This is a genomic window from Pseudoalteromonas sp. G5_S1_54_S4, from assembly GCF_054968565.1.
On record NZ_JBQKUL010000011.1, the window covers coordinates 17,577 to 39,893 of the forward strand.

Annotated in this window: 20 protein-coding genes and 2 tRNA genes; 6 read left to right on the forward strand and 16 right to left on the reverse strand. The window is 39.3% G+C overall.

Going from position 1 to position 22,317, the window contains the following annotated elements:
• Positions 1–277 precede the first annotated feature (277 nt).
• The 4 genes from ACTRWE_RS06460 to ACTRWE_RS06475 all read right to left on the reverse strand — a co-directional run bounded on the left by ACTRWE_RS06460 (position 278) and on the right by ACTRWE_RS06475 (position 2,436).
• Positions 278–370: transfer RNA gene (locus ACTRWE_RS06460), tRNA-Ser, on the reverse strand.
• A gap of 53 nt (positions 371–423) precedes the next feature.
• Positions 424–514, reverse strand: a tRNA-Ser gene (locus ACTRWE_RS06465).
• Between the two features lie 226 nt (positions 515–740).
• The gene (locus ACTRWE_RS06470) at positions 741–881 is read right to left on the reverse strand and encodes a hypothetical protein (protein WP_008113257.1); all 141 of its coding nucleotides are present in this window, start codon (positions 879–881) and stop codon (positions 741–743) included.
• 760 nt (positions 882–1,641) lie between these two features.
• A complete protein-coding gene (locus ACTRWE_RS06475; RefSeq protein ID WP_462879695.1) occupies positions 1,642–2,436 on the reverse strand; it encodes a YggN family protein in 795 nt (264 codons plus the stop codon).
• A gap of 387 nt (positions 2,437–2,823) precedes the next feature.
• On the opposite strand from ACTRWE_RS06475, the gene ACTRWE_RS06480 reads away from it, so the two are divergent.
• On the forward strand, positions 2,824–3,009 hold the full coding sequence (locus ACTRWE_RS06480; RefSeq protein ID WP_008108975.1) for a PA3496 family putative envelope integrity protein: 186 nt from the start codon (positions 2,824–2,826) through the stop codon (positions 3,007–3,009).
• Between the two features lie 118 nt (positions 3,010–3,127).
• On the opposite strand, the gene ACTRWE_RS06485 is transcribed toward ACTRWE_RS06480, so the two are convergent.
• The 3 genes from ACTRWE_RS06485 to ACTRWE_RS06495 form a co-directional block, all read right to left on the reverse strand.
• Positions 3,128–3,619: a glutathione peroxidase gene (locus ACTRWE_RS06485; protein ID WP_013463695.1), complete on the reverse strand. Its 492-nt coding sequence runs from the start codon at positions 3,617–3,619 to the stop codon at positions 3,128–3,130.
• A gap of 93 nt (positions 3,620–3,712) precedes the next feature.
• On the reverse strand, positions 3,713–4,012 hold the full coding sequence (locus tag ACTRWE_RS06490) for an AzlD domain-containing protein (protein ID WP_016900234.1): 300 nt from the start codon (positions 4,010–4,012) through the stop codon (positions 3,713–3,715).
• Positions 4,009–4,713 (reverse strand): AzlC family ABC transporter permease, encoded by a 705-nt coding sequence (locus tag ACTRWE_RS06495; RefSeq protein ID WP_013463697.1) that lies wholly within the window; start codon positions 4,711–4,713, stop codon positions 4,009–4,011. The genes ACTRWE_RS06490 and ACTRWE_RS06495 overlap by 4 nt, the downstream gene beginning before the upstream one ends.
• A gap of 105 nt (positions 4,714–4,818) precedes the next feature.
• On the opposite strand from ACTRWE_RS06495, the gene ACTRWE_RS06500 reads away from it, so the two are divergent.
• Positions 4,819–5,475 carry a cytochrome b/b6 domain-containing protein gene (locus tag ACTRWE_RS06500; protein ID WP_462879696.1) on the forward strand — a complete coding sequence of 219 codons (657 nt, stop codon included), beginning with the start codon at positions 4,819–4,821 and terminating at the stop codon, positions 5,473–5,475.
• Positions 5,476–5,526: 51 nt separating this feature from the next.
• Here ACTRWE_RS06500 and ACTRWE_RS06505 read toward each other — a convergent pair whose 3' ends face one another.
• On the reverse strand, positions 5,527–5,979 hold the full coding sequence (locus ACTRWE_RS06505; RefSeq protein ID WP_462879697.1) for a c-type cytochrome: 453 nt from the start codon (positions 5,977–5,979) through the stop codon (positions 5,527–5,529).
• Between the two features lie 78 nt (positions 5,980–6,057).
• Positions 6,058–6,519, reverse strand: a complete 462-nt coding sequence (locus ACTRWE_RS06510) for a DUF2721 domain-containing protein (RefSeq protein WP_462879698.1) — start codon at positions 6,517–6,519, stop codon at positions 6,058–6,060.
• A gap of 231 nt (positions 6,520–6,750) precedes the next feature.
• Between ACTRWE_RS06510 and ACTRWE_RS06515 the strand changes: the two genes are divergently transcribed.
• The 4 genes from ACTRWE_RS06515 (at position 6,751) to ACTRWE_RS06530 (ending at position 13,582) form a co-directional block, all read left to right on the forward strand.
• Positions 6,751–10,215 (forward strand): S8 family serine peptidase, encoded by a 3,465-nt coding sequence (locus ACTRWE_RS06515; protein ID WP_462879700.1) that lies wholly within the window; start codon positions 6,751–6,753, stop codon positions 10,213–10,215.
• 136 nt (positions 10,216–10,351) lie between these two features.
• On the forward strand, positions 10,352–12,523 hold the full coding sequence (locus ACTRWE_RS06520) for a S9 family peptidase (protein ID WP_350606750.1): 2,172 nt from the start codon (positions 10,352–10,354) through the stop codon (positions 12,521–12,523).
• A 160-nt stretch (positions 12,524–12,683) separates the two neighbouring features.
• Positions 12,684–13,049 (forward strand): DUF4870 domain-containing protein, encoded by a 366-nt coding sequence (locus ACTRWE_RS06525; RefSeq protein ID WP_010392586.1) that lies wholly within the window; start codon positions 12,684–12,686, stop codon positions 13,047–13,049.
• A 92-nt stretch (positions 13,050–13,141) separates the two neighbouring features.
• Positions 13,142–13,582 carry a YqaA family protein gene (locus ACTRWE_RS06530; protein ID WP_016900229.1) on the forward strand — a complete coding sequence of 147 codons (441 nt, stop codon included), beginning with the start codon at positions 13,142–13,144 and terminating at the stop codon, positions 13,580–13,582.
• Here the strand turns inward: ACTRWE_RS06530 and folX are convergent.
• The 7 genes from folX to ycaO all read right to left on the reverse strand — a co-directional run bounded on the left by folX (position 13,559) and on the right by ycaO (position 22,165).
• Positions 13,559–13,915, reverse strand: a complete 357-nt coding sequence (gene folX, locus ACTRWE_RS06535; RefSeq protein WP_013463705.1) for a dihydroneopterin triphosphate 2'-epimerase — start codon at positions 13,913–13,915, stop codon at positions 13,559–13,561. The two genes, ACTRWE_RS06530 and folX, sit on opposite strands and share 24 nt — an antisense overlap.
• Positions 13,916–13,918: 3 nt before the next feature.
• Positions 13,919–14,473, reverse strand: a complete 555-nt coding sequence (gene folE / locus ACTRWE_RS06540) for a GTP cyclohydrolase I FolE (RefSeq protein ID WP_008108996.1) — start codon at positions 14,471–14,473, stop codon at positions 13,919–13,921.
• A gap of 23 nt (positions 14,474–14,496) precedes the next feature.
• Positions 14,497–15,216: a dihydromonapterin reductase gene (gene folM, locus ACTRWE_RS06545; RefSeq protein WP_013463706.1), complete on the reverse strand. Its 720-nt coding sequence runs from the start codon at positions 15,214–15,216 to the stop codon at positions 14,497–14,499.
• Positions 15,217–15,343: 127 nt separating this feature from the next.
• Positions 15,344–16,180, reverse strand: a complete 837-nt coding sequence (gene nadE, locus ACTRWE_RS06550) for an ammonia-dependent NAD(+) synthetase (protein WP_013463707.1) — start codon at positions 16,178–16,180, stop codon at positions 15,344–15,346.
• 72 nt (positions 16,181–16,252) lie between these two features.
• Positions 16,253–16,885, reverse strand: a complete 633-nt coding sequence (locus tag ACTRWE_RS06555; RefSeq protein ID WP_350606798.1) for a YceH family protein — start codon at positions 16,883–16,885, stop codon at positions 16,253–16,255.
• Positions 16,886–16,932: 47 nt separating this feature from the next.
• On the reverse strand, positions 16,933–20,286 hold the full coding sequence (locus tag ACTRWE_RS06560) for an ATP-binding protein (protein ID WP_462879702.1): 3,354 nt from the start codon (positions 20,284–20,286) through the stop codon (positions 16,933–16,935).
• Positions 20,287–20,404: 118 nt separating this feature from the next.
• The gene (gene ycaO, locus ACTRWE_RS06565; protein ID WP_013463710.1) at positions 20,405–22,165 is read right to left on the reverse strand and encodes a 30S ribosomal protein S12 methylthiotransferase accessory factor YcaO; all 1,761 of its coding nucleotides are present in this window, start codon (positions 22,163–22,165) and stop codon (positions 20,405–20,407) included.
• Between the last annotated feature and the right edge of the window lie 152 nt (positions 22,166–22,317).

Here is a 22,317-nt window from a genome sequence, read left to right on the forward strand (position 1 = left end):
GCTCGCGACTGCGTTATAAAAAGTGCAAATTAATAGAGGCTATTAAAATTTAGGCACAAAAAAACCACAATTAAGTGGCTTGTAATCAGTAATGGTGGAGAGGGAGGGATAGACTTACTTACATCCCTGTAATTAATCGCTGCGCGACGCTTGCAGCGGCCTAAAATGTTCCAGACATTTTATCGAACCCTGTCGAGAGTGCTCACCCTCCCTATTTCTTAACGGAGTTAAAATTTAGGCACAAAAAAACCACAATTAAGTGGCTTGTAATTAGTAATGGTGGAGAGGGAGGGATTCGAACCCTCGATAGAGCTACAAACTCTATACTCCCTTAGCAGGGGAGCTCCTTCGGCCACTCGGACACCTCTCCGACGCATTATTCAGCGTGTTATCAATCGGAAAAAACCAATTAATATAAATAAATGGTGGAGAGATAGGGATTTGAACCCTAGAGGGGCTATAAACCCCTGCCGGTTTTCAAGACCGGTGCATTCGACCACTCTGCCATCTCTCCACGTCGTGATGCAGGATAATACTTAGGTGAGTTGCCTGTGTAAATAGCAAAAAGATCGTTTGCTTAAAAAGTGAGCGTAAATGCGGTTTTTTTTGTAAATTATGAAAATTAAAGATGATTTTTAGCTATGAGGAGGGGGCTGGCAGCAAACAGATGGAGCTAAAGAAGAAACTTCATTTAGTGGTTGGGTGTTTGCTGCAGCAATACAAAAATCATGGTTGGGTGATTATTTGTATTGAATTGCACCGCCAAGTGCTAATTTTTTTCCGTAACGGTTAAGTTTAGCTAACATTCTCGCTTTGCGATTAGTTGGTTTAACTGCAACGTGAGTTGTGGCTGTTTGGTTTAATGTATTAATTGGGTTCATTGTATTCGCTCCAAGGTTGTGTCTGTTGAAAACGTGTGCATTTTGCCCGTAGGTTGGTTAAAAATAAAGCGATAAAAATTGCTGGTGAAGTATTAGTTTTTTTAATCCGAAACCGTTTTATTAATTTGTCGTTCAACTACTGGTTTATTATTTTTTGTATAATTATTCATCTGGGCTCATTGTTATGTCACTTTTATATGGGGTCTTTTCGGTTTTTTTGAGTTTAAACTGTTTATAAAAAGAGTTTTTTGAATATTTATTCAGATTAAATTATTTTGTATTAACGGGTTGGGTTTTACTTCGTTCAAAGATTTAACATGTTATTTATAGGGAGTTAATTATTTATCAGATAAGAGCAGTAAATAAACGATAAAAAAGAGTGTTGCGAGGTTTTTAAATTATAAAAAAAGTGCCTAGGTTACTAGGCACTTTGGAGTTAGTTGCGTTTTAAAACGCGTCTAACTGGGGATCGCACCGCCTCAAGAATTTAAAACTTAAAAAGAGGTGGTTTTAATATGTTGCAATTTGGGCTTACAATCATCAGTTCGGACGGCATTCTAAGTGATCTAGAGCGAAGTGAAGATTATACTTTGGTTTGTATTTTACTATGAAGCCACAAAATGCCTCTGCACGGCAAGAGCAGATCCGCTCAACAGTCTATTATTTGAGTTAAATGGGACTGGTGGGGGTAAAAAACGCAAAATGCGGCATAGCTTAAAAGCAAATGCCGCAAAGGGAGATTAATTAAAATGCTGAGCAGTTAGTGCTGTTTTATAGTAAATAACTCATAGCCTTTTAATGCAGGCACTTGCGCAGCAAGTTGAGTTTCTTGTTGTGCGATTTCAACAAAGTCATCACACAGTGTATTTGCACGCTGTTCAAGTTTTTTTGCATGGAGCTCTACTTTTTCTTCTATTTGTGCGCCCATATTTTCCATGCGCTCTTCAAAGGCTTGCATGTCGCCACCTGAACCCATTAGCTCAGAGCCTAATGCTACTAAAATACTGCCCATTGATTGCATTACGGCCGACTCAACGGCAGTTTCTATTTGTTGTTCAAACTGCTGTTCAAAGTTTTCACCAAACTGAGTGAAGCTTTGCTGGCCCATGACAAATGTACCTTGTTGGTAAAAGGTACCCTCTACTTCTTGTTGAATATCGTCCATTAAGGTAGCAATGTTATCGAGGCCATCAATATTAAATGCATTGGCGACTTCTTCTAATGCAACGCCCGCAATTTTAACGCCATCAAGTGCAATGTTGGCTACTTCAGGTAATTGCGCACGTAAATTATCTGTGTAGTTGGTCAGTGCTTGGCGCTGAGCGCTATTTAATGCTACTTGCTCGCCATTGATCGACAACTCACCTTGAGTGGTAAAAGTCATACGTTGATTGTTGGCTTTAAAAATTTCTAATTCACTTGGCTTTATACGTACATCGTTTTTAAACTCAACTTTACATTCGTCGTTACTAAATGAAATTGAAGAGCTGTTATCGTTATGAGCCATGGCGACGGGGGCGCACATAATTGCGCTAACTAATAATAATTCTTTCATGTTTATTCTCTGTTTTTTGCTGATGATAATTAACTTATAACAAGTTTGGTGCCAATAGTTTTTAGTGTTTAAAAACAGTGGTTTGTGATTTTTAAGGTGCTTTGAAGTTGAAAGTAAAGTCATTGAAAAAGCTAAAATTTGGTCAAAATAACCAATGATCAAATGCTAATAAATAAAATTTATCGATACGATAAAAAACTCTCACTTTCCACAATTCAAATTTAGCGCTATTTATTCACAATACTGACACAGAGACTATTTAGGATAGCGATGTGGCTTTATTTTGACGTAAATTTGTACAATGAATTTGCGTTGAACATTTTAATTTCACCAATTATCGCGATACAAGAATCCGTAATTGGTCTCAAACACTTTATGGAGTGGGTTGTGGGTAAGACATTTAGTTACGATGCGCTAGATGATGATTTTGTTGAAGACGAATACGAAATGGTCGGGCGTAATCAACACGACAAGAAAAAGCAAAAGGTGAAAAGAAAGTTAGAGGATTACCTTGAGCAAAAACGCTTGCGTAAAAACCTAGGTGAAGATGACTTAAACGATTATATTGATTAGGTTGTCGCTAGTACAAATCAGTGCCGACATATTAGCTTTTAACTGCTACTTAGGTAGTATTTAAAGCTCTGTGGGTTGGTAATAAAGAGGCTTTATGCCTCTTTATAATTTTTAAGCCTCAAACTTTAGCTGCGAGCAATGCTTTTTCAATTACTTTTTCTAGTTTTTCAGGTTTAGTAAAGGGCGCGTAGCGCTTAATGGGTGAGCCATCTGCATTAATCAAAAACTTTGTGAAGTTCCACTTAATTTTTCGTGTCAAAAACCCCGGCAATACAGATTTTAAATAGCGGAAAACCGAATGTGTATGCTGACCATTAACGTTCACTTTTTCTGCGATTAAAAAACTAACTCCGTAATTGATTAAACAACCTTGCGCTATTTGATTCGCGTCTCCGGGTTCTTGCTGGCCAAATTGGTTACACGGGAAACCTATAATGACTAAACCTTGACTGGCATACTTTTCGTGTAATGCTTGCAATGACTCGTATTGATAGGTGAATCCACACTCACTTGCGGTATTTACTATTAACACAACTTTACCTACAAACTCTTTAAAATCGATAGGTTGGCCTTGCAGGCTAGTAGCACTTAGTTGATGAAATGGGTGCATATTAATAAGCTATTATTTGTTTATTTGGCATAGTCTAACCTTTGCTTGGTGATTAACAAAGTCGAAATAGTGAACACTGCTATGGCGTTACTGTTAATTTAAAATCAAAAATAACCCCATACCAGCAAGTGTGGTTAGGTAAATATTATGTGTTTTGTAAGCAACTATAATGGCTACAATCGCTGCGCTTAAATAAGGGTTTTGCCAATTTAGATTAATGCCACCATCATTTATAAATACAATCGGCACCCAAATCGCTGTTAGAACCGCAGGTGCACTGAAGCTCAAAAACTGCTGCATTTTAGGCCCTACTTTAAATGGTAGCGCGCGGTGTAAGAATAAATAACGGGTAAAAAAGGTAATACATGCCATAAGTAAAATAGTCGTCATCATGATTTAGCGTCCTTATTTTTTACTATTCTAGTTACAGTGTAACCTGCACTCATTGCTAATAGTGCTGAGCATACCAACCACAGCTCAAAGCCTGTGCTTTTTAATAAAGTGGCACAGATCCCTGCAACAATGACCGTGACAAGAGTGGCTAAATTTTTAACTCCTGGGATAACCAAAGCAATAAAGGTTGCAGCAATCGCAAAGTCGAGTCCTAAATTGGTTAGATCAGGGAGCATAGTGCCGGCTACAATACCAATAAGTGTCCAAATATTCCAAGCAATGTAAAAGCTAAAGCCTGCGCTGAGCGCGTAAATTAGGCGCGTTTGAGTCTGGTAGGCGCGAGGGTGATGCGAAAAAGCAAATAGTTCATCGGTTAATACAAAGCTGACTGGAAGGCGCCAACGCATGGGTTGCTCAATCACTTTGTGACGAACCGCCAAGCCATATAAAAAATGACGAGAGCTAATAATAAATGTAGTAAATAAAATGGTTAATAGAGGGGTATTACCAGCAATGAGCTCAATTGCAACCAGCTGCGCCGAGCCAGCAAATACCAATAGCGACATAGCTTGAGTCTCAAAAGGGGTAAAGCCATTTTGTATTGCCAACGAGCCACATAAAATCCCCCAAGGAATAACGGCTAAACATAATGGCAGCATATCTAAAAAGCCTTTTAGTATCGGTTTTTTAATGGACTGCATGTGTTTTACTCTGTGTAATAGTAGAAAGACTCATCGGGATACCTTAATATTAAGATGCTAAAATAGTTAGCGTTTTAGATGATACTGTTTTTTAGGGAAGGTGCAATGTTCAAGGTAAAAGTGTGGGATGGCTTTTTAAGAAGCTTTCATTGGTTATTAGTATTGAGTATTGCTGCGCTTTATTTTAGTGCTGAAGAGGGCATGATAGAGCTACATTTTGTGATTGGCTTTTTTACTTTAGCGCTTATCTCAACGCGGATTATATGGGGTCTTATAGGCAGTAAAACGGCAAGAATATCGGCATTACTGCATTCTCCTAAGTCGGTGCTTGCTTCTTTTAGTGGCAAAAAAATAAATGATGTGGGCCATTCTGCACCAGGCAGTTATATGGTGTTATTATTTTTTATCCTGATTATTACGCAGCTGGTTAGTGGTTTAATGAGTAGTGATGGTATTTTAACTGATGGTCCGTTAGCGCAGTATGTATCGAGTGATACGATTGATTTTGCCAACTGGCTGCACCATATCAATTTTGATATTTTATTTTATGCGATTATTTTGCATGTTGTGGCTATTATTGTTTACAAAATTAAAGGCAAGCCTTTAGTAAAAGCAATGATCACCGGCAATAAAGCACTGCCAATACAAAGCTCAGAGCCTGAGACAAAGTCACCATGGATTGCATGGTTTTTATTGTTACTATTACTGATTTTATTAATGAGTACTTGGGGAAGTGAGCCTTTAAGTTATCTGCTTAGTTAAAAAAATGGCGCTAATACAGCGCCATTTTTATTGTTTAATATACAGAATTTATTAGTCTTTGAATTGCTTATGGCAATCTTTACAGCCTTTAGCCCATGCACCAAATGCTTTACCAATGACCGCTTTGTCACCTGTTTGAGCTGCTACAGCAAGTTCATCAGCATATTGCTGAAACGCTGTCGCTTTTTTCATAAAAGTATCTTTTTCAGACCATACCGCAGGAAGTGCTGATGTATTGCCTTTTTCAGTGCCTGCGTAAAATGCCTCCCAAGGCATTTTAGATAATGCCGCCGCGTTATTTGCACGCTGTTTAAATTGCTCTGCATCAAAAGGAATTTTACCCTTCAGCATGGCACCCATATCGCCTATTTGAACTGAAATCATAGAAAATGCAGCTTGGCGATACTCAATTGCATCACTCGGCTCTTTAAATGCAGAATTTGCAGATACACTAAGTGCGCATGTAGATAGTAATGCCCCGATAAATACTTGCTTCAATTTCACTTTACTCTACTCCTTTGACGATTCTTTAATTATCTTTGTATATTAGCTTAGGATTTAGTTTAAGCCTAAGCGCTGGTTTTAGTCGTTTATATCAATATCAGCAAATATCATTCCTCGACGCATGCTACGCGTTGCCAAGAACACCTCACCGAGTAATGACATAAACGCACATATTAGCAATGCCATGGCACCAACAAAACAACTACCAATAGTGACGCCTAAATTAATCGACTGTATGTGAGATAAAAATAACAGCATAACGACTGCACATACTAATAATACACTTAAACTAAATGCAATATGTATGCAGCGGGAGCGCTTAAGAAGCGCCCTTAGTTCTGTAGTTAGAGACAAGTTAAACTCTTCATCGGTGCTAACTTTTAATTTTCGCTCTAACTGCCTGGCTCTGTCTGTAATACGTGCCAAACGGTTGGATAGCACCCCAAGTGTTGCCGCAATACCTGTAATTAAAAAAACAGGGGCAACGGCTGTTTGAATGACTTTGGCCATAGTTAAAATATTAATTACATCGTTGTTCATTTATCTCTCAATTTAAATCTTTTCATTTACAATGTTTTACAAGCTCAAGATGTTTTATTTTCCTTTTAAATCAATGTTGTATGGTGATTTTTCAAGGTGGTTGTTTTTTTGTGTAATTTTAATGTAGCAATGCTGTTGCAGGCGCGAAGGCTGACGTTTTATATTTGCCCACATAGTTAAAAAATTAAATATAGTAAATACAATAATACATAACATACCCTAGGGGAAACAATGTCTAAAAATATAATTAAAAGAACAGCAATAGCTACAGCTGTATCGGGTGCATTTGTGGCAACATTTGCCAACGCAGTGGCTTTGCCTAGCGCGACAATTAATTACAAACAAGCAGAAAAAGTTAAAGAGATAGTTGCTGATAAAAAAGCGCCTTCAGCTCACATGATTGTTTTAAAAGCAAGAACCTCAGTTGATGCAGTTGTCGCTGGGACTTACCAAGTGTCTTCTAACCGTGAAGTAACGGCTCAGGTTGAGCAGCTTCAGGACATAATGGCGATTGAGCTTAGCAGCCTAGATTTTAATGCAAAAGTAATTGGCAAAACAAAAATTTTAGCACCAACTTTAATTGTTCAAGCCACACCTGAAGCGTTAGCTCAAATTGCAAAAGATGATCGCGTTGCTAAGGTTTTACCAATGTTCGACCGCGACTTACATGTGGCAGCTAGCTCTGAATATATTAATGCAAAACCACTTATTACTGACGGTATCGTAAGTGGTAAAGGCCAACGTGTTGCAGTACTTGATACTGGTATTGACTACACGCACAAAGCATTTGGTGGTGCAGGCACTGTTGAAGCTTACCTAGCTGCACAAGCAGATCCAACATCAGTTGCATGGCCACAAGGCATTGTACAAGGTGGTTATGATTTTATTCGTAATGATGCCGACCCTATTGAAAATGATGCGGCTAACTCGCCATCAACGGGTGATCCTACTAATCACGGTACATCTTCTGCAAACTCAGTAAATGGTATTGCGCCTGATGTTGAACTTTACGCTTACTCAGTATGTGGCGGCGGTTGTCCTGGCGATGCACAAGCTGCTGCTCTAGAAGCTGCAATGGATCCTAACGGTGATGGCGATATTTCAGATCGTGTTGATGTAATGAATATGTCTCTTGGTGGTGAGTTTGGTGATACTTACACAGGTGGTGGTACACAATACTTAGTTCAACGTGCAGTTGAGTTAGGTGTGAATATGGTTATTTCTGCTGGTAACGATGGTGATAATCCGTTCCGTGTTGGTGGTCCAAGTACTACACCTAACGCACTATCTGTTGGCGCTATGACTCACCCAACAACTGAAGTTGGTATTGCTGAGGGAACGATTGCTGGGATTGAGGGCAATATTCAGCCATCAGGTTTTGGTCCTCAAGAAGACTTTGCTATTTCAGGTGCAGATATTGACTTAGTTTATCCTGATGCAAACCAGGATGGTTGTGATGCGTTTGCTGCGGATGTTGATTTTACAGGCAAAGCTGTATTAATCGATCGAGGCTCATGTAATTTTACTGCTAAAGTTTTACATGCTCAGGCTAAAGGTGCTGAGTTTGTAATGATTGCAAACAACGTAGATGATGGTACTCCTGCATCTATGGGTGGCTTTGATGCTGCAGTTACAATTAAAAACGTAGGTATTAATTTTGCTGCAGGCGCTGCTTTAAAAGCACAATTAGCAGCGGGTGGCCCTGCAATATTTGATATTAGCATTGAATTTAAAACAACAGCGGGTGCAGTTGCTACATTCTCATCTCGCGGTCCTTCTATGGATGGTTTATTAAAGCCTGAAATTACGGCGCCAGGTACAAGTATTGTAGTTGCAGCAACAGGTACACAAACGGGGACTAATCCGGTTTCAGGTACTTCTTTCTCGGGCCCAATCACAGCCGGTGCTGTGGCAATGATCCGTGAAGCGCATCCTGAGCGTAATGCGTTTGAGATTAAAGCAACAATAATGAATGCTGCGAACTTAAACGTAACAAATGAGCCTCTTGATATAAACCCTGACTCAGAACTTGCGCCAATTAGTATGATAGGTGCCGGTTTAGTTGACGTAACTAAAGCCGTTAATTTACCTGTTGCAGCTTGGGTACATAACGGAGAGTTTGATACTAAACAAGCTGCACTCTCTTATGGCTTAGTAAGCTTAGCGGAAACAGGCTCAATTACTAAGACGGTAACCGTTAAGAACTTCTCTGCAGATGCAAAAACGTATAACCTTCGTACTGAAGCTCGTTACCAAAGTGATATTGATACGGACGCAGTTAGCTGGGATTTCCCTGCATCTATAACAGTACCTGCAGGTCAAGCGATTAACTTTGACATTACAATGACGGTTGATCCAAGTAAGTTACCTGCATGGGAGTTAGAAAACCCATTCAGTGCAGAGGATATTGCAGCAAGAAGTGCAGCCTTAACATCAATCGAATTTGATGGCGCGTTAGTCTTTGATGATGCATCTACTGAGACAGACCATGACTTACATGTTGTGTATCATGCAATGCCAAAAGCGGCTACTGAGTTAAGTTACTCACCTCAAATCGTAAACAATGAAATGGCATTGGTCATTGAAAACACAGGTCAAACTGAAATTACGCCTCAGGCTGAAAGTGTTATCGCAATGGGTACAGAAAAAACAATTGAAGATGCTGAGTTTAATATCCTGTCTACCACGTTCTCAGCATTTAATTCTGATGCTTGTGATTCAGGCATATTTATTACCTCATCTATTCAATTACGAGATCCGTTAACTCATACTTTCCAAGCTGGTTATAGACTTGAAATTGATACAGATAATGACGGCGTATCTGATCAATTAATGCAAAACTATAACGATGTAGGCCGCACAACTGCGTTTCCTGGACGCAGTCGTACTGTAATAGGGACGACTGATGGTGCTGGAAACGACTCTTTAGCATGGGTTACTCCTATGTATCATTCAGCAGGTGAAGATACAGTTACATTTTCAGGCTGTTCAGAGTTGATGAATATTGATGCTTCACTTATTGGTGAGCCAATGAACTTCAAAGTGTCAGTGGGTTACCCTAGTTATCAATCAGGTGTTTTCTCTGAGACAGACAGCGTAACCGGTTCAACGGTATTTGGTGTACAACCTCAGGTACAGATTACTTCACTTGAAACGGGCGAAGCGGTTTCTTCAATTATGCCAGGAGAGAAAGCGGTGGTTTCTGCAAGTGGTCCTTTTGCATTATCGCAAGGCTCAGGTACTAACATTATTAAAGTAATGGCAGCTGAAGACCTAGAATTACCAGACGTTGAAGCACCAATGCTGGTTGGTGGTGAGTTTAGTGTTTCTGAAGATGCAGCTGATGGAACCGTTGTAGGTGCGCTTACAATTGAAGAATCAGATTTAGACTTGGCTGTTTCAGAATACTATGTTCAATCTAATACAAACCTTGGCTTTGCAGTTGATGCAGATGGTCAAATTGTAGTTGCAGATACCACTTTATTAGCGGGTGATACATCTGCAGAAATGGAAGTTGTTGCGATTGATGTTCGTGGTAATGTGTCAGAGCCTGCAATGGTAACAATATCCGTTACTAAAGTAGCGCCTCCGGTTGTTACTCCAGAGCCTACTAAGAAAAGTTCTTCAGGTTCATTAGCTTGGTTAACATTACTTGTAGCGCCGTTTGCCTTTATGCGTCGTCGTAAGCAAAAGTAATTAAATAAATTAAATAAATTAAATATTAGCTAAAGGGAGCTTCGGCTCCCTTTTTACATAGCTTCACAAACTAAATTTCTGTCGTGTTTAATATTAGGTATATTTAATATAATAAAAACAACAGGGATTTAAATTAATGAAACACACTTCGTTTACGCTTGCCGTAATATCGTTAGCTATTTTAGGTGGTTGTAATAAAGCACCTGAAGTTAAACAAAACACGCCTACTGAACAGTCTGTATCTCAAATCGCAGTAATGCCGCCGGTTGCTAAAAAAGTACCATATGAAATGTCTATTCATGGCGACACTCGTATCGATGATTATTACTGGATGCGTGATGATGAGCGAAAAGATCCTGAGGTACTTAGTTACCTTGAGGCTGAAAATGCTTATACAGATGCAATGCTTGCGCATACAAAAACGTTACAAACTAGGTTATTTGAAGAGCTAAAAGGGCGAATTAAAAAAGACGATGATTCAGTGCCAGTTAAAAACGGTGACTATTATTATTCATCACAAACTCGCGGTGATAACGAATACGCAACTTATGTACGTAGTAGTGATTTTGCAGGCACTGACCAGCAGGTTATTTTAGATGTAAACGAGCTAGCTAAGGAACATGATTATTATGCCGTAAGTGGTTTAGATGTAAGTCCAAACGGCAATTTAATGGCATATGGTGAAGATACCGTAAGTCGTCGTATTTATAATATAAAAATAAAAGACTTAAGCACTGATAAATTACTCGAAGATACGCTTAAAGGTACGAATGGCAGTGTTGTTTGGGCAAACGACAACAAAACGCTTTATTACATAAAAAAAGATTTACAAACTTTACTAGGTTACCAAGTTTATCGTCATACGCTCGGTACCCCACAGGCTGAAGATGAACTCGTTTATGAAGAAACAGATACCAGTTATTACATGGGTATTAGCAAAAGCAAAGACGATTCAGAAATTTATATCTGGCACAGCAGTACAACTGCGTCAGGTGTATCGGTTTTAAGTGCTGATGATGTTAAGGCTATGCCAAAACGCTTGATTGAACGTGAAGCGGATCTGGAGTATGGAATTTCTAAGCTGGGTAATACTTACTATATTGTCACTAATTTAAACGCAGTCAACTTTCAGTTAATGAAAGTAGATATTGATAAAGCTGGCGATAAAGCTAATTGGCAAACGGTGATCCCCGCTCGCGATAATATAAAATTAGAAGGCATCGACTTATTTAACGACTACTTAGTGTATCAGCAACGTGAAATGGGTCAGTCGACTATTATTGCTCGTAACTTAACCACGGGTAAAGAGGTACCGCTTAGTTTTAACGACAGTGCTTATACAATTAGCACCTACGGTAACAATGATTTAAATAGCGATACATTACGTGTGTATTATACCAGTATGACAACACCCGCTTCATCGTATGATGTTAATTTAGCTACTGGCAATAAAACATTACTTAAACAACAAAAAGTACTCGGTGATTTTAGTGCAGATAATTACGCATCAGAGCGAATTTTTGTCACTGCACGAGATGGTATTAAAGTACCGGTAAGCCTAGTCTATCGCAAAGACATGTTTAAAAAAGAGGGGACTAATCCGCTGCTACAATATGGTTATGGCTCGTATGGCGCGACCATGGATCCTACCTTTTCTAGCGCTCGCTTAAGTTTGCTCGATCGGGGTTTTGTATTTGCCATTGCGCATATTCGCGGTTCACAAATGTTAGGTCGCCCTTGGTATGAGGACGGTAAACTACTGACTAAAAAGAACACCTTTAACGACTTTGTAGATGTTACCAAGGCATTGGTTGAGCAAAAGTATGGTGCAAAAGATAAAATATTTGCTCAAGGTGGCAGTGCGGGTGGCTTATTAATGGGTGCAGTGGCAAACCAAGCTCCTGAGTTGTATAAAGGTATGGTGGCTGCGGTTCCATTTGTTGATGTAGTGACCACGATGCTTGATGCAAGTATTCCACTTACAACCAACGAATACGGTGAGTGGGGTAACCCTAACGAGAAAGAATACTATGAGTATATGTTATCGTATTCACCTTATGATCAGGTCAGTAAGCAAGATTACCCAAATATGTTAGTTACTACTGGCTTACATGATTCACAGGTACAATATTTTGAGCCTGCAAAGTGGGTGGCTAAGCTGCGAGATTACAAAACAGATGATAACAAGCTACTGTTTAAAATCGATATGGAAGCAGGGCACGGAGGTGCATCAGGTCGCTTCAAACGCTTAGAAGATACTGCATTAAATTATGCTTTTATGCTTGATTTAGCGGGTGTGAATAAGTAACTGGTCTGGCAATATCAATAAGCGCAGCTATTTGCTGCGCTTTTTTTATTTTTAAATATACACAAATGCTTTGCATTGGATAAATAAGCATTTACATTAAGGTGGCTAATGAGTGTGAATATTATTTTAGCGCAAAATAAAGACGAGAAGGGAGAGTGTAATGGAACAAAATCAAGAGATTAAAGTCGTCAATAAAGATGACCGCACATGGGCAATGCTATGTCATTTAAGTGCATTAGCGGGGTTTATTGTGCCATTTGGGTCGGTACTCGGCCCTCTTATTATCTGGTTAATTAAAAAAGATGAAATGCCAATTGTTGATATACATGGAAAAAAAGCCCTTAATTTTCAAATCACTATGGCAATAGCTTATTTTGTTTGTTTTTTACTAATTTTTGCAGCGGTTGGTTTACTACTGTTACCTATGGTGGCTATTTTTTCATTTGTGATGGTGGTTATCGCAAGCGTGAAAGCCAACGATGGCAAAGAGTTTAATTATCCCCTTAGCTTAAATTTGATAAAATAACTGTTTTTATTATTCGGTGAATTGGTTTTAAGTTAAAAAGTCGTTCAAACCCAGCTTAATTGCTGGGTTTAGTTTTTAGCCATAAGGGAAAGATGCTCTATATAACATTATTTTTTACAGCATTTATATCTGCCACGTTATTACCTAGCTCCTCTGAAGTATTGATGGGTGGCATGATCATGCAAGGCAATACTAACTTATGGCTAATTTGGTTTGCAGCAACCTTGGGTAATGTACTGGGCAGTTGTGTTAACTATTGGTTAGGGACGCAGGCATTGCGTTTTAAAGATAAAAAATGGTTTCCAGTATCTGAAAAAGGGCTTAAAAAAGCACAACAGCAGTTTAATAAATATGGTGTTTATAGCCTGTTGTTTGCTTGGCTGCCCATCGTTGGCGACCCACTAACCGTTATTGGCGGCGTGTTTAAAGTTCACTTTACTACATTTTTAGTGCTGGTAACGCTCGGCAAGGGGTTACGTTATTTAGCGGTAATAGCCCTTGCCGTTGGATTATTTGTGCCAGTCGAGGGTTAAAGAAACCGAATCGGCAAAGCGCAACGCATGAGGTTTATCTACTCGAGCCTTAGCATAATTAACACTTGGGTGTGAGTGGCAAACAGCAAGAATTTCAGCAACTAGTTTTTCTAACAATAAAAAGTGTCCTTGCTCCACTAAGCTAATCACCTCTTTAGTAATCACTTTGTAGTTAAGTGCTTGGTCTACTTCATCTGTTTCACAAGCTTGATCAGCAGGGTAGTGAATTTCAAGGTTAATGACCACATCTTGTTTTTTTTCACGCTCATCAGGATTAAAACCAATAAATGTGCGTAGTCGTAAATTAGTTACATTAATAATTGCGTTTGCCATACATTATCCTTTGATCAGCTGTAAAAACTCATTACGTGTTTTCGGATCGGCTCTAAAGTTTCCTAGCATTACCGAGGTACGCATGCTTGAGTTTTGCTTTTCTACACCACGCATCATCATACACATGTGTTTTGCTTCAACAATTACCCCCACACCTTTTGCACCGGTTACTTCCTCAACCGCTTTTGCAATTTGATGGGTAAGCTGTTCTTGAATTTGAAAACGACGCGAAAACATATCAACAATACGCGCAAACTTAGATAAGCCTAATACTTTGCCATCAGGAATATAAGCAATATGACAGCGGCCAATAAAAGGGAGTAAATGATGTTCACACATAGAGTAAAGCTCGATGTCTTGTATCAATACCATGTCGTCAGCGTCAGAGGTGAATACCGCATTGTTAGTGATTTCGTTAAGCGTTTGACGATATCCTTGAGTAAGGTACTCCATCGCTTTTGCAGCGCGTTTTGGGGTATCAAGTAACCCTTCACGTTCAGCGTCTTCACCTACAGCAGTTATAATTTTTTGATAGCTTTCTTTTAATTCGTTATGCATAAGTTTCTCAGTTTTATTGGGACTTACTTAAGGTGGCGACCACCATCAACAGGTAAAGCACGCCCTGTGATGTAATGGCTGTTCAGTAGTAGGTCTATACTATTGATAATTTCTTGGCATCCAGGTTCGATACCCATTAATGATTTTTTTAAAGTTTTAGCGCGATACTGCTCATCATCATGTTGGTTAAAAATAATTAATGATGGTGCGACTGAATTCACTTTTATGTTAGGTGCATATTTAGCACTAAATGATTTAGTTAAGTTATCCAGTGCGGCTTTACTGGCCGCATAAGCAAGATGTTTTGGGCTGCCTGTTTCCACTACATAATCAGTCAAATGAATAATGTCAGCGGGTTTAGCATGCGACGCCTGATAATTTAATAGTAAATCTGCGCAATGTAAGTTTACCAAGTACGGTGTTTTTGCATGAATGCGCATCATATTGTCAAACAGCTGCTCAAAGTGAGGGTTGTTAGCTTCACAGTCCCAGCTTGATGCATTATGAATAACCGCCCTGAGTGAGTCAGTGTGTGATTTAAGCAAAGTAATAAAAGTATTAATGCCCTCATCAGTACTAAAGTCAGCATAAAGACAGGTAACCCCTTGTTGTTCCAACGAATCAACAGCCTCATGACGGGTCCGATAAGTAATAATGACCGCTTGCCCTTGGGCTATAAAGTGCTTTGCCAGCGCAAGCCCTATACGTTGTGCTGCACCAGTAATCAAAATAGGGGGTGTCATAAAATATAAAACTCTCTGTTGGCAAGCGTTAAGGTTAACTTTTAAAAATTTAAGCCACTTATTTTCACGTCATGTTTACGTAAAATACAAGCGGCTCGATCAGTTAAATTACGCTTATAATATTGATTTAAAAAGCATCGTATATTGTTGGAATAGGCTGGCGCTTATGTTGCGTGCGCTGGTAAATTGCAATTAGCGTTTCTTCTACATGACTTGAAACTGCTTTACCTTCTAAAAAGTCATCAATTTCTTCATAACTTAAGCCAAGTGCTTCTTCGTCTGTTAGTCCTGGTCTATCACTTTCTAAATCCGCTGTTGGTGCTTTCTCAACTAAAAGCGCAGGCGCACCCAATGTGGTTGCTAATGCGCGAACTTGGCGTTTTGATAGGCCAAATAAAGGAGCCAAATCGCATGCACCATCACCAAATTTAGTGTAAAAACCAGTAATATTTTCAGCACTATGATCGGTACCGACCACTAAGCCTTGGCAAAAGCCGGCTATTTCATATTGCGCAATCATGCGTTGACGTGCTTTGACATTACCTTTAATAAAATCGATTTTATCTTGCGAAGGGAGTGTTTGTTCGGTACCCGCGAGAGTTGCCATTGTCTGCTCATGCAGTGCATCGGTTGCGGGTTTAATGTTTACCGTCATGCGGGTGCTCGGCTTAATGAAATCAACCGCCATTTGCGCTTCACTTTCATCAGCTTGAACGCCATAAGGTAGGCGTACAGCAATAAATTGATAATGAGTGTCAGGGTGTTCTTGGTTTAGCTCATCAATAGCAAGTTGACACAAACGGCCACAGGTCGATGAATCTACACCACCACTGATCCCTAGTACAAGTGAGGTTGAATATGCCGCTTTTAAACGTGCTTTAATAAAATCCACTCGGCGTTTAATTTCAGCGTTTACATCAATCGAAGGCTGAACTTTCATTTCAGCCATAATCTCGGCGCGCATGGCCCGCTCCTTTAGTTAAATAATTTTTACGCTCTACATAGAGCAACTATTATGTGATTTCATATTTATGAATTAAAGCCCTAAGTGAGCTTTTATTTGTTTAAGCTGGACTTTTAGCTCATCAATTTCTGCAAGTAAGTCATTTAGTTCAGTGTTTTTTATATCATCAGTGTGTGTTTGTGCCTCAAGTGAAGCCTCGTTCACAGATGATTGATCTGCAAATAAATGAATATATCGACAATCCCGTTTACCTGATTCGCGCGGCAGCTTTTTAACATGATTGCTTTGAATTAGTTGTTCAAGTGACTTTTCAACATCATCAATACGAGCAAAGTCGGCAAGGCGGCTACTGCGTGTTTTTAATTCGCCAGGTGTTTGTGCGCCTCGCAATAATAATAAACAAATAATCGCCCTTTGCTGTTGATCAAATTGCAGGTGACTAAACTCAGTATTACAAAAACGATGATCGTATTTATTAACTCGCCCAGACAGCCCTTCATTTACAGTGACTAATCGCAGACTGATTAATTCATCAACGGTTGTTTGAACTTGCTCTTCTGTATAATTAACAACTGGCGCGCGATTCGATTTTTGATTACAGGCATTTGTTAATGCATTTAACGATAAAGGGTAGTGCTCAGGTGTTGTGCTTTGTTTTTCTAATAAACAACCAATAACGCGTTGTTGCTCCATTGATAATTGCAATTGCATACCTTATCTCACCTAATAAATTCTATTTTTAGCTTACACTGTTATTTGCTTGTAAGCCATTGCTGGAGCTTAGAATGAAGAGTTGTGGCATTGAGGGGTTTAGTTAAATAGTCATCCATACCAGTGGCCAAACATTTGTCTTTATCACCCTGCATTGCATTTGCGGTAAGCGCTATTATTGTTATGTTTTTATTTACCTTGCCTGCTTTGCCTTCTCTGATGGCAATAGTTGCTTGGTAGCCATCCATCGTAGGCATTTGGCAATCCATTAATATTAATTGATAAGTGTTAGCTGGGTTTTGATTCAACTTTTCAACTGCCTCAGCACCATTTTCAGCAATCTCAAATGTCACGTTCAACTGTTTTAAAAAAGCAGCGGTAACAACTTGGTTAATTTTATTATCTTCTACTAATAAAACATGCGCCGCGAGTGTATCTGTCATAACCTCAGTGGCAGCAAGCAACTTTAGTTGTGTATCAACGTGTGTTTGCTCGATAGTGCTTTTTGCAGTCAGCGCATTTTGTAAATCAAAAGGGGTGAGTGGTTTAAATACGAGGGTTTCTTCGGTTAATGGTAAGGTCGCGTTTTTATTTGTATAACTCATGGGAGCCATAATAATTAAATGGCCGCTACTTCTTGTTAAAAACTGCTTAAGTGCGAGTGCTTGAGCTTCGTATAATGGTTCAAATAAAGCACTGTCAACGAGCACAATGTTTGGTGGGGTATCTTCATGGCTATTAATGTAGGCACTTATAGACAGGTAATCGCAGATCGTGCTGACCTTAGCCCCCCAGCGAGTTAATTGTTTTTTGGCAATAGTGGTATTGAGTAAGCAATCATCAATAACCCAAATACGCTTATTTTTAATTGCTTGATATGCTTCGTGCTCTTGAACTAATTGAGGGGTTATCTTTATAAAAAAGGAAAATGTACTGCCTTTATTTGGTGTACTACTCACACTCACTTTGCCACCCATGAGCTCACACAGCTGCTTTACAATAGCAAGACCCAGGCCTGTGCCACCATATTGGCGTGTGGTTGATGTGTCTGCTTGAGTAAATGAGTCAAATAAATGGGGCTGTTTCTCTGCGCTGATTCCTATACCTGAGTCAGCGATTGCACATTCTAAAACTGTGGCGTCAAGTGTATGGGCAATTTTAGCGGATATCAATATTTCACCGTTTTGGGTGAATTTAACGGCATTGCCAATTAAGTTACTTAAAATTTGACGTAATCTATTCGGATCGCTAATAAATTCACTGCTGGTGATATGTGTTGCATCCAAAATTAACGTGGTGTTATTTTGCTCGGCTTTTAATGCAAATGACTCAACCACTTCACCCAGAAAGCGAGGTAAATTAAATTGAATATTTTCAATGTCTAACTTGCCAGCCTCTATTTTAGAAAAGTCTAAAATATCATTAATAATTCCTAACAATGACTCTGCAGATGATTGCGCAAGTTTAATATGATGCTTTTGTTGTTGATCTAATTGGGTTGCTTTAACAATATTAAGCATTCCCAACACCCCATTCATGGGTGTGCGAATTTCATGGCTCATACTGGCTAAAAACTCACTTTTTGCAATCACAGCTTGTTCTGCGGCTTCTTTTGCCCTGACTAGTTGTGCCTCTGTTTCTATACGTTGTTGGCTAGAGTAAAGGCTGCCAATTAAAGCCCCTACAGCAATTAAAAAGCTTTCTTCATTATGGCTCCATGTTCTAACTATATCTTGCTCAGCACAAACTATTCCAATAGAGCCACTGCTTGCAGGAATAAGAACACACAGCATCGCCTTGACTGAAAACGGTTGAAGGTAGCTTTCTTTGATAGGGGCTAAGTAGGGATGTTGTTGAGCATCATCAACACAAAATATCGCTTTTCGTTCTATTGCGGTAAAAAAGTCAGGAATAGTTTCTTGCAGCCACGGAATATTATTTTCGCTACCTGAACGATTATAACTCGCAAATTGAATTAGCTGGGTTCTTTGTTGGTTAAACAATTTTATACTGGCGCTGTTTACCTCAAGGGCTTGGCAAATAGACTGCGTGATTAATTCTTTAGATTGGCTTAGTTTGCCATTTAATATTTCATCACTCACCGTTAAGGAGGCCAAGGTTTCGTTAAAACGAGCAATTTTACGATTTTCTAATTCTACTTTTTTACGGGCATCAATATTTTGTAATGAACCAAATATTCTTACACAACGGCCATTTTTATGTTCAGCTTCACCGTGAACAAGTGCCCATACAGACTGACCATTTGCATTGATCACTTCAAGCTCAGTTTCGTAACTTTCACCATGCTTAATTGCTCTTTCAACCAGTTTAGCGATTTTTTCTCTACTTTCACCTTCTTTAAAATAGTTTAAATTTTCTGACCATTTTGGTTGCTCATCTAATGGGTATTCAAATATTTTTTTAGTCATATCTGACCAAAACACGTGTTTTTTTTCTAAGTTAAACGACCATGCACCGACTTGTGCTAAATTACTCATCATCTCAAGCATTCTTTCGCTTTCTTGTTCACGGTTGAGTATTTTTAGATAAAACAAAAAGGCAGAAATGAGCAAGCCTAACACGGTTAAAATAATGAACCGTAAAGGCCAGATCGAAGAACTCACTGGTTGCCAGCCTTGCTTGGGTATAACATAAAGCTGCCAAACACCTCCTTGAAAGTTTAAAGTAAATTCTAGAGGGTCTTGAACAGTAATAGAGGGGTCACCGAAAAAAAACTCACCTTGCTTACCTAATCCATTACGTCCTTGTATTGCTATATTATAATTTTGCTGTAGTTCAATAATCCCCGAGTTTTCATAAACTTTTTCTATATCGAGTACCACTGAGAGCAATCCCCAAAAGGCGTTATTTTCTGGCAAGTATGCTGGTACGCGCGCAATCAAGGCTTCGCTGCCTTGGACAAGCTGAAGTGGACCTGCCATCACGATCGTATTCGTGTCTCTTGCTTTAATGGCATCTTCGCGCTGTGCTTTATTTTCCAAAAAATTAAGACCTATCGCTTTTTCGTTACCTTTAAGCGGATGGGTCATTTTTATTACCATGTCTGGCGCCGCGCCAATGTTACGTAGCTCATTTGAGGTTTCAAAAAGTGGGGCTGCAATTTGTTCAAAGCGAGTTTGATCTAAGTTTGGCTCAGCGGCAACAGCAATAGCTAAGCCACGAATGAGTTGAATATTAGACACTAATACAGCTTCAAGTTGTGCTCTATAGGTACTTACCTGCGACAGAGTGCGTAATCGATAAGCATCTTTCTCACGGTGATAATTGACGTGATCAAGCACCAAGCTGATAGTGATTATCAACACCAGCGATAATAAAAAAGTCAGCTTAGCGTTATTAATTCGGGTGCGTTTGTTTTTGCGCTGCGGGGACATAGAATGTAATTAAGTTGTTAATCAAGACAGGCTAACTATAGTCAATTTATCGAAGAAATAAAAATGGCGCAGTTAAAAATGCGCCATTTTATTTTTATAATTAGTAGTTTAGGTGTGGTTATGAGTCGCTAACTTCGCGCGCCCAATGCTGTTGCTTTGCAACGTGTAATTTGCGGTAACCATCAAGAAGTGCTGCATGCTTTTTAAAGCCCTCAAGCGATAAGCCTGGGAACGTTAAGCCGTTAAATAATTTACGACCTTCAGCAATTTCAATAGCAAGCGTGACATTGTCGCTACCAAACATTAAACCTAATGCATCTTGATAACTTGCATATTCGCGCTCGTCATCATATTTAATTTCAAGGATTGCTTTTAAGCAACGAAAGTGACGCATCGCTTCGTCGTTTACTTGGCCGGTATGCAAAATCCAATCAACCCAGTCAATAGCTTCTTCATTACCCGCCGCTAAGCATAAATGTGCTTTAAGCTCACCAATGCGTAGTGTGTGCCAAGGTGTATCGGCGTCGGTTGCTAAGCCAATGAATTCAGCTGCGCGAATAATATCGCTATGGCCTGCTTCTTCGAGGTTGTCGTAAATTTCCATCCATTGTTCGCTATCGTACTGATCAAGCGATAAGAAGTCTTCGCGGAATTTAGCGCCTTCATTATTGTTGCGCCAAATTAACTCATCTACTGGATAAATGTCTGACATACCAGGAACTAAAATACGACATGCATACACGTTTAAGTGGGTGTAATCCATAATATAGATATCGTGACCCATGCTATGAATTAAATCAGTACAGAAGTTGTATTCTTGCTCAGTTGAACCACTAAAGTCCCAATGTACAAATTCAAAATCTGCTTCAGAGCGGAAAAAGTCATGTGAAATTAAACCGCTTGAATCAATAAAGTGCAGTTCAATGTTCTCAGGAGTAGCGACTTCGTCGTTATCAAATGTAGCAGGTTGGAATACGTCTAGTTGATCTAGGCGACGACCTTGTAGTAATTCGGTAACGGTACGCTCTAGCGCTACTTCAAATGAAGGGTGAGCACCAAAAGAAGCAAATACTGACCCATCAACAGGGTTTATAAGCGTGACACTCATTACTGGGTATTTACCGCCTAGTGATGCATCCGCAATGCGTAAATGGAAGCCATGGCTTCGTAGCTCTTCACAAGCTTCATGAATTTTAGGGTATTGTTTTACCACCTCTTCAGGCACGATTGGTAAGCTGATGCCTTCGGCAATAATGCGGTTTTTAATAGCGCGCTCAAATACTTCAGATAACCCCTGAACACGGGCTTCAAATTTAGTATTACCGGCACTCATGCCATTAGAAACAAAAATATTACCAATCACATTCACCGGAATATAAATGTCTTGGTTGTCGCGCTGACGAGTGTACGGCACAGAACAAATGCCACGTTCGAAATTGCCAGAGTTAAAGTCATAAAGGTGTGATGCGGTTAATTCACGCTCTGGGTCAAAATAATCCCATAAGCTTTCATCCATAATACCCTGCGGTATTTCATCGTTTTCAACTTTAAACCATTTCTCGTTTGGATAATGAGTAAAGTCATCATTGGCGAACTCTTCGCCTAAGTAAAAATCAGCAAAAAAGTAGTTACAGCTTAAACGCTCAAAATATTCACCTAGCGCAGAGGCAATAGAGGCTTTATCAGTGGCACCTTTACCATTAGTAAACATCACACCGCAGTCGCTATCTTTTATATGAACTGAATAACAGTTTGCTACAGGGTTAAGCCACAGCGCTTCTTCAATATTAATATTTAGCGCTTTTAGCTTGTTTTGCATGGTAGAGATAGACGATTCTAAATCGCGGTCTTTACCTTTAATAAATGTTTTTTCAGTCATTTTGATCTCAACTAGGTCTGCACAATACATGAACTATGTATTATCGTGGATTTTGATGTTTATTTCACCCTTTACCCGCTTTTCGTAGCGTTTTTAATAGAACGATTATGAATATATGCTAATAATAGTTTATTGAAATAGTTAAAGGGTAT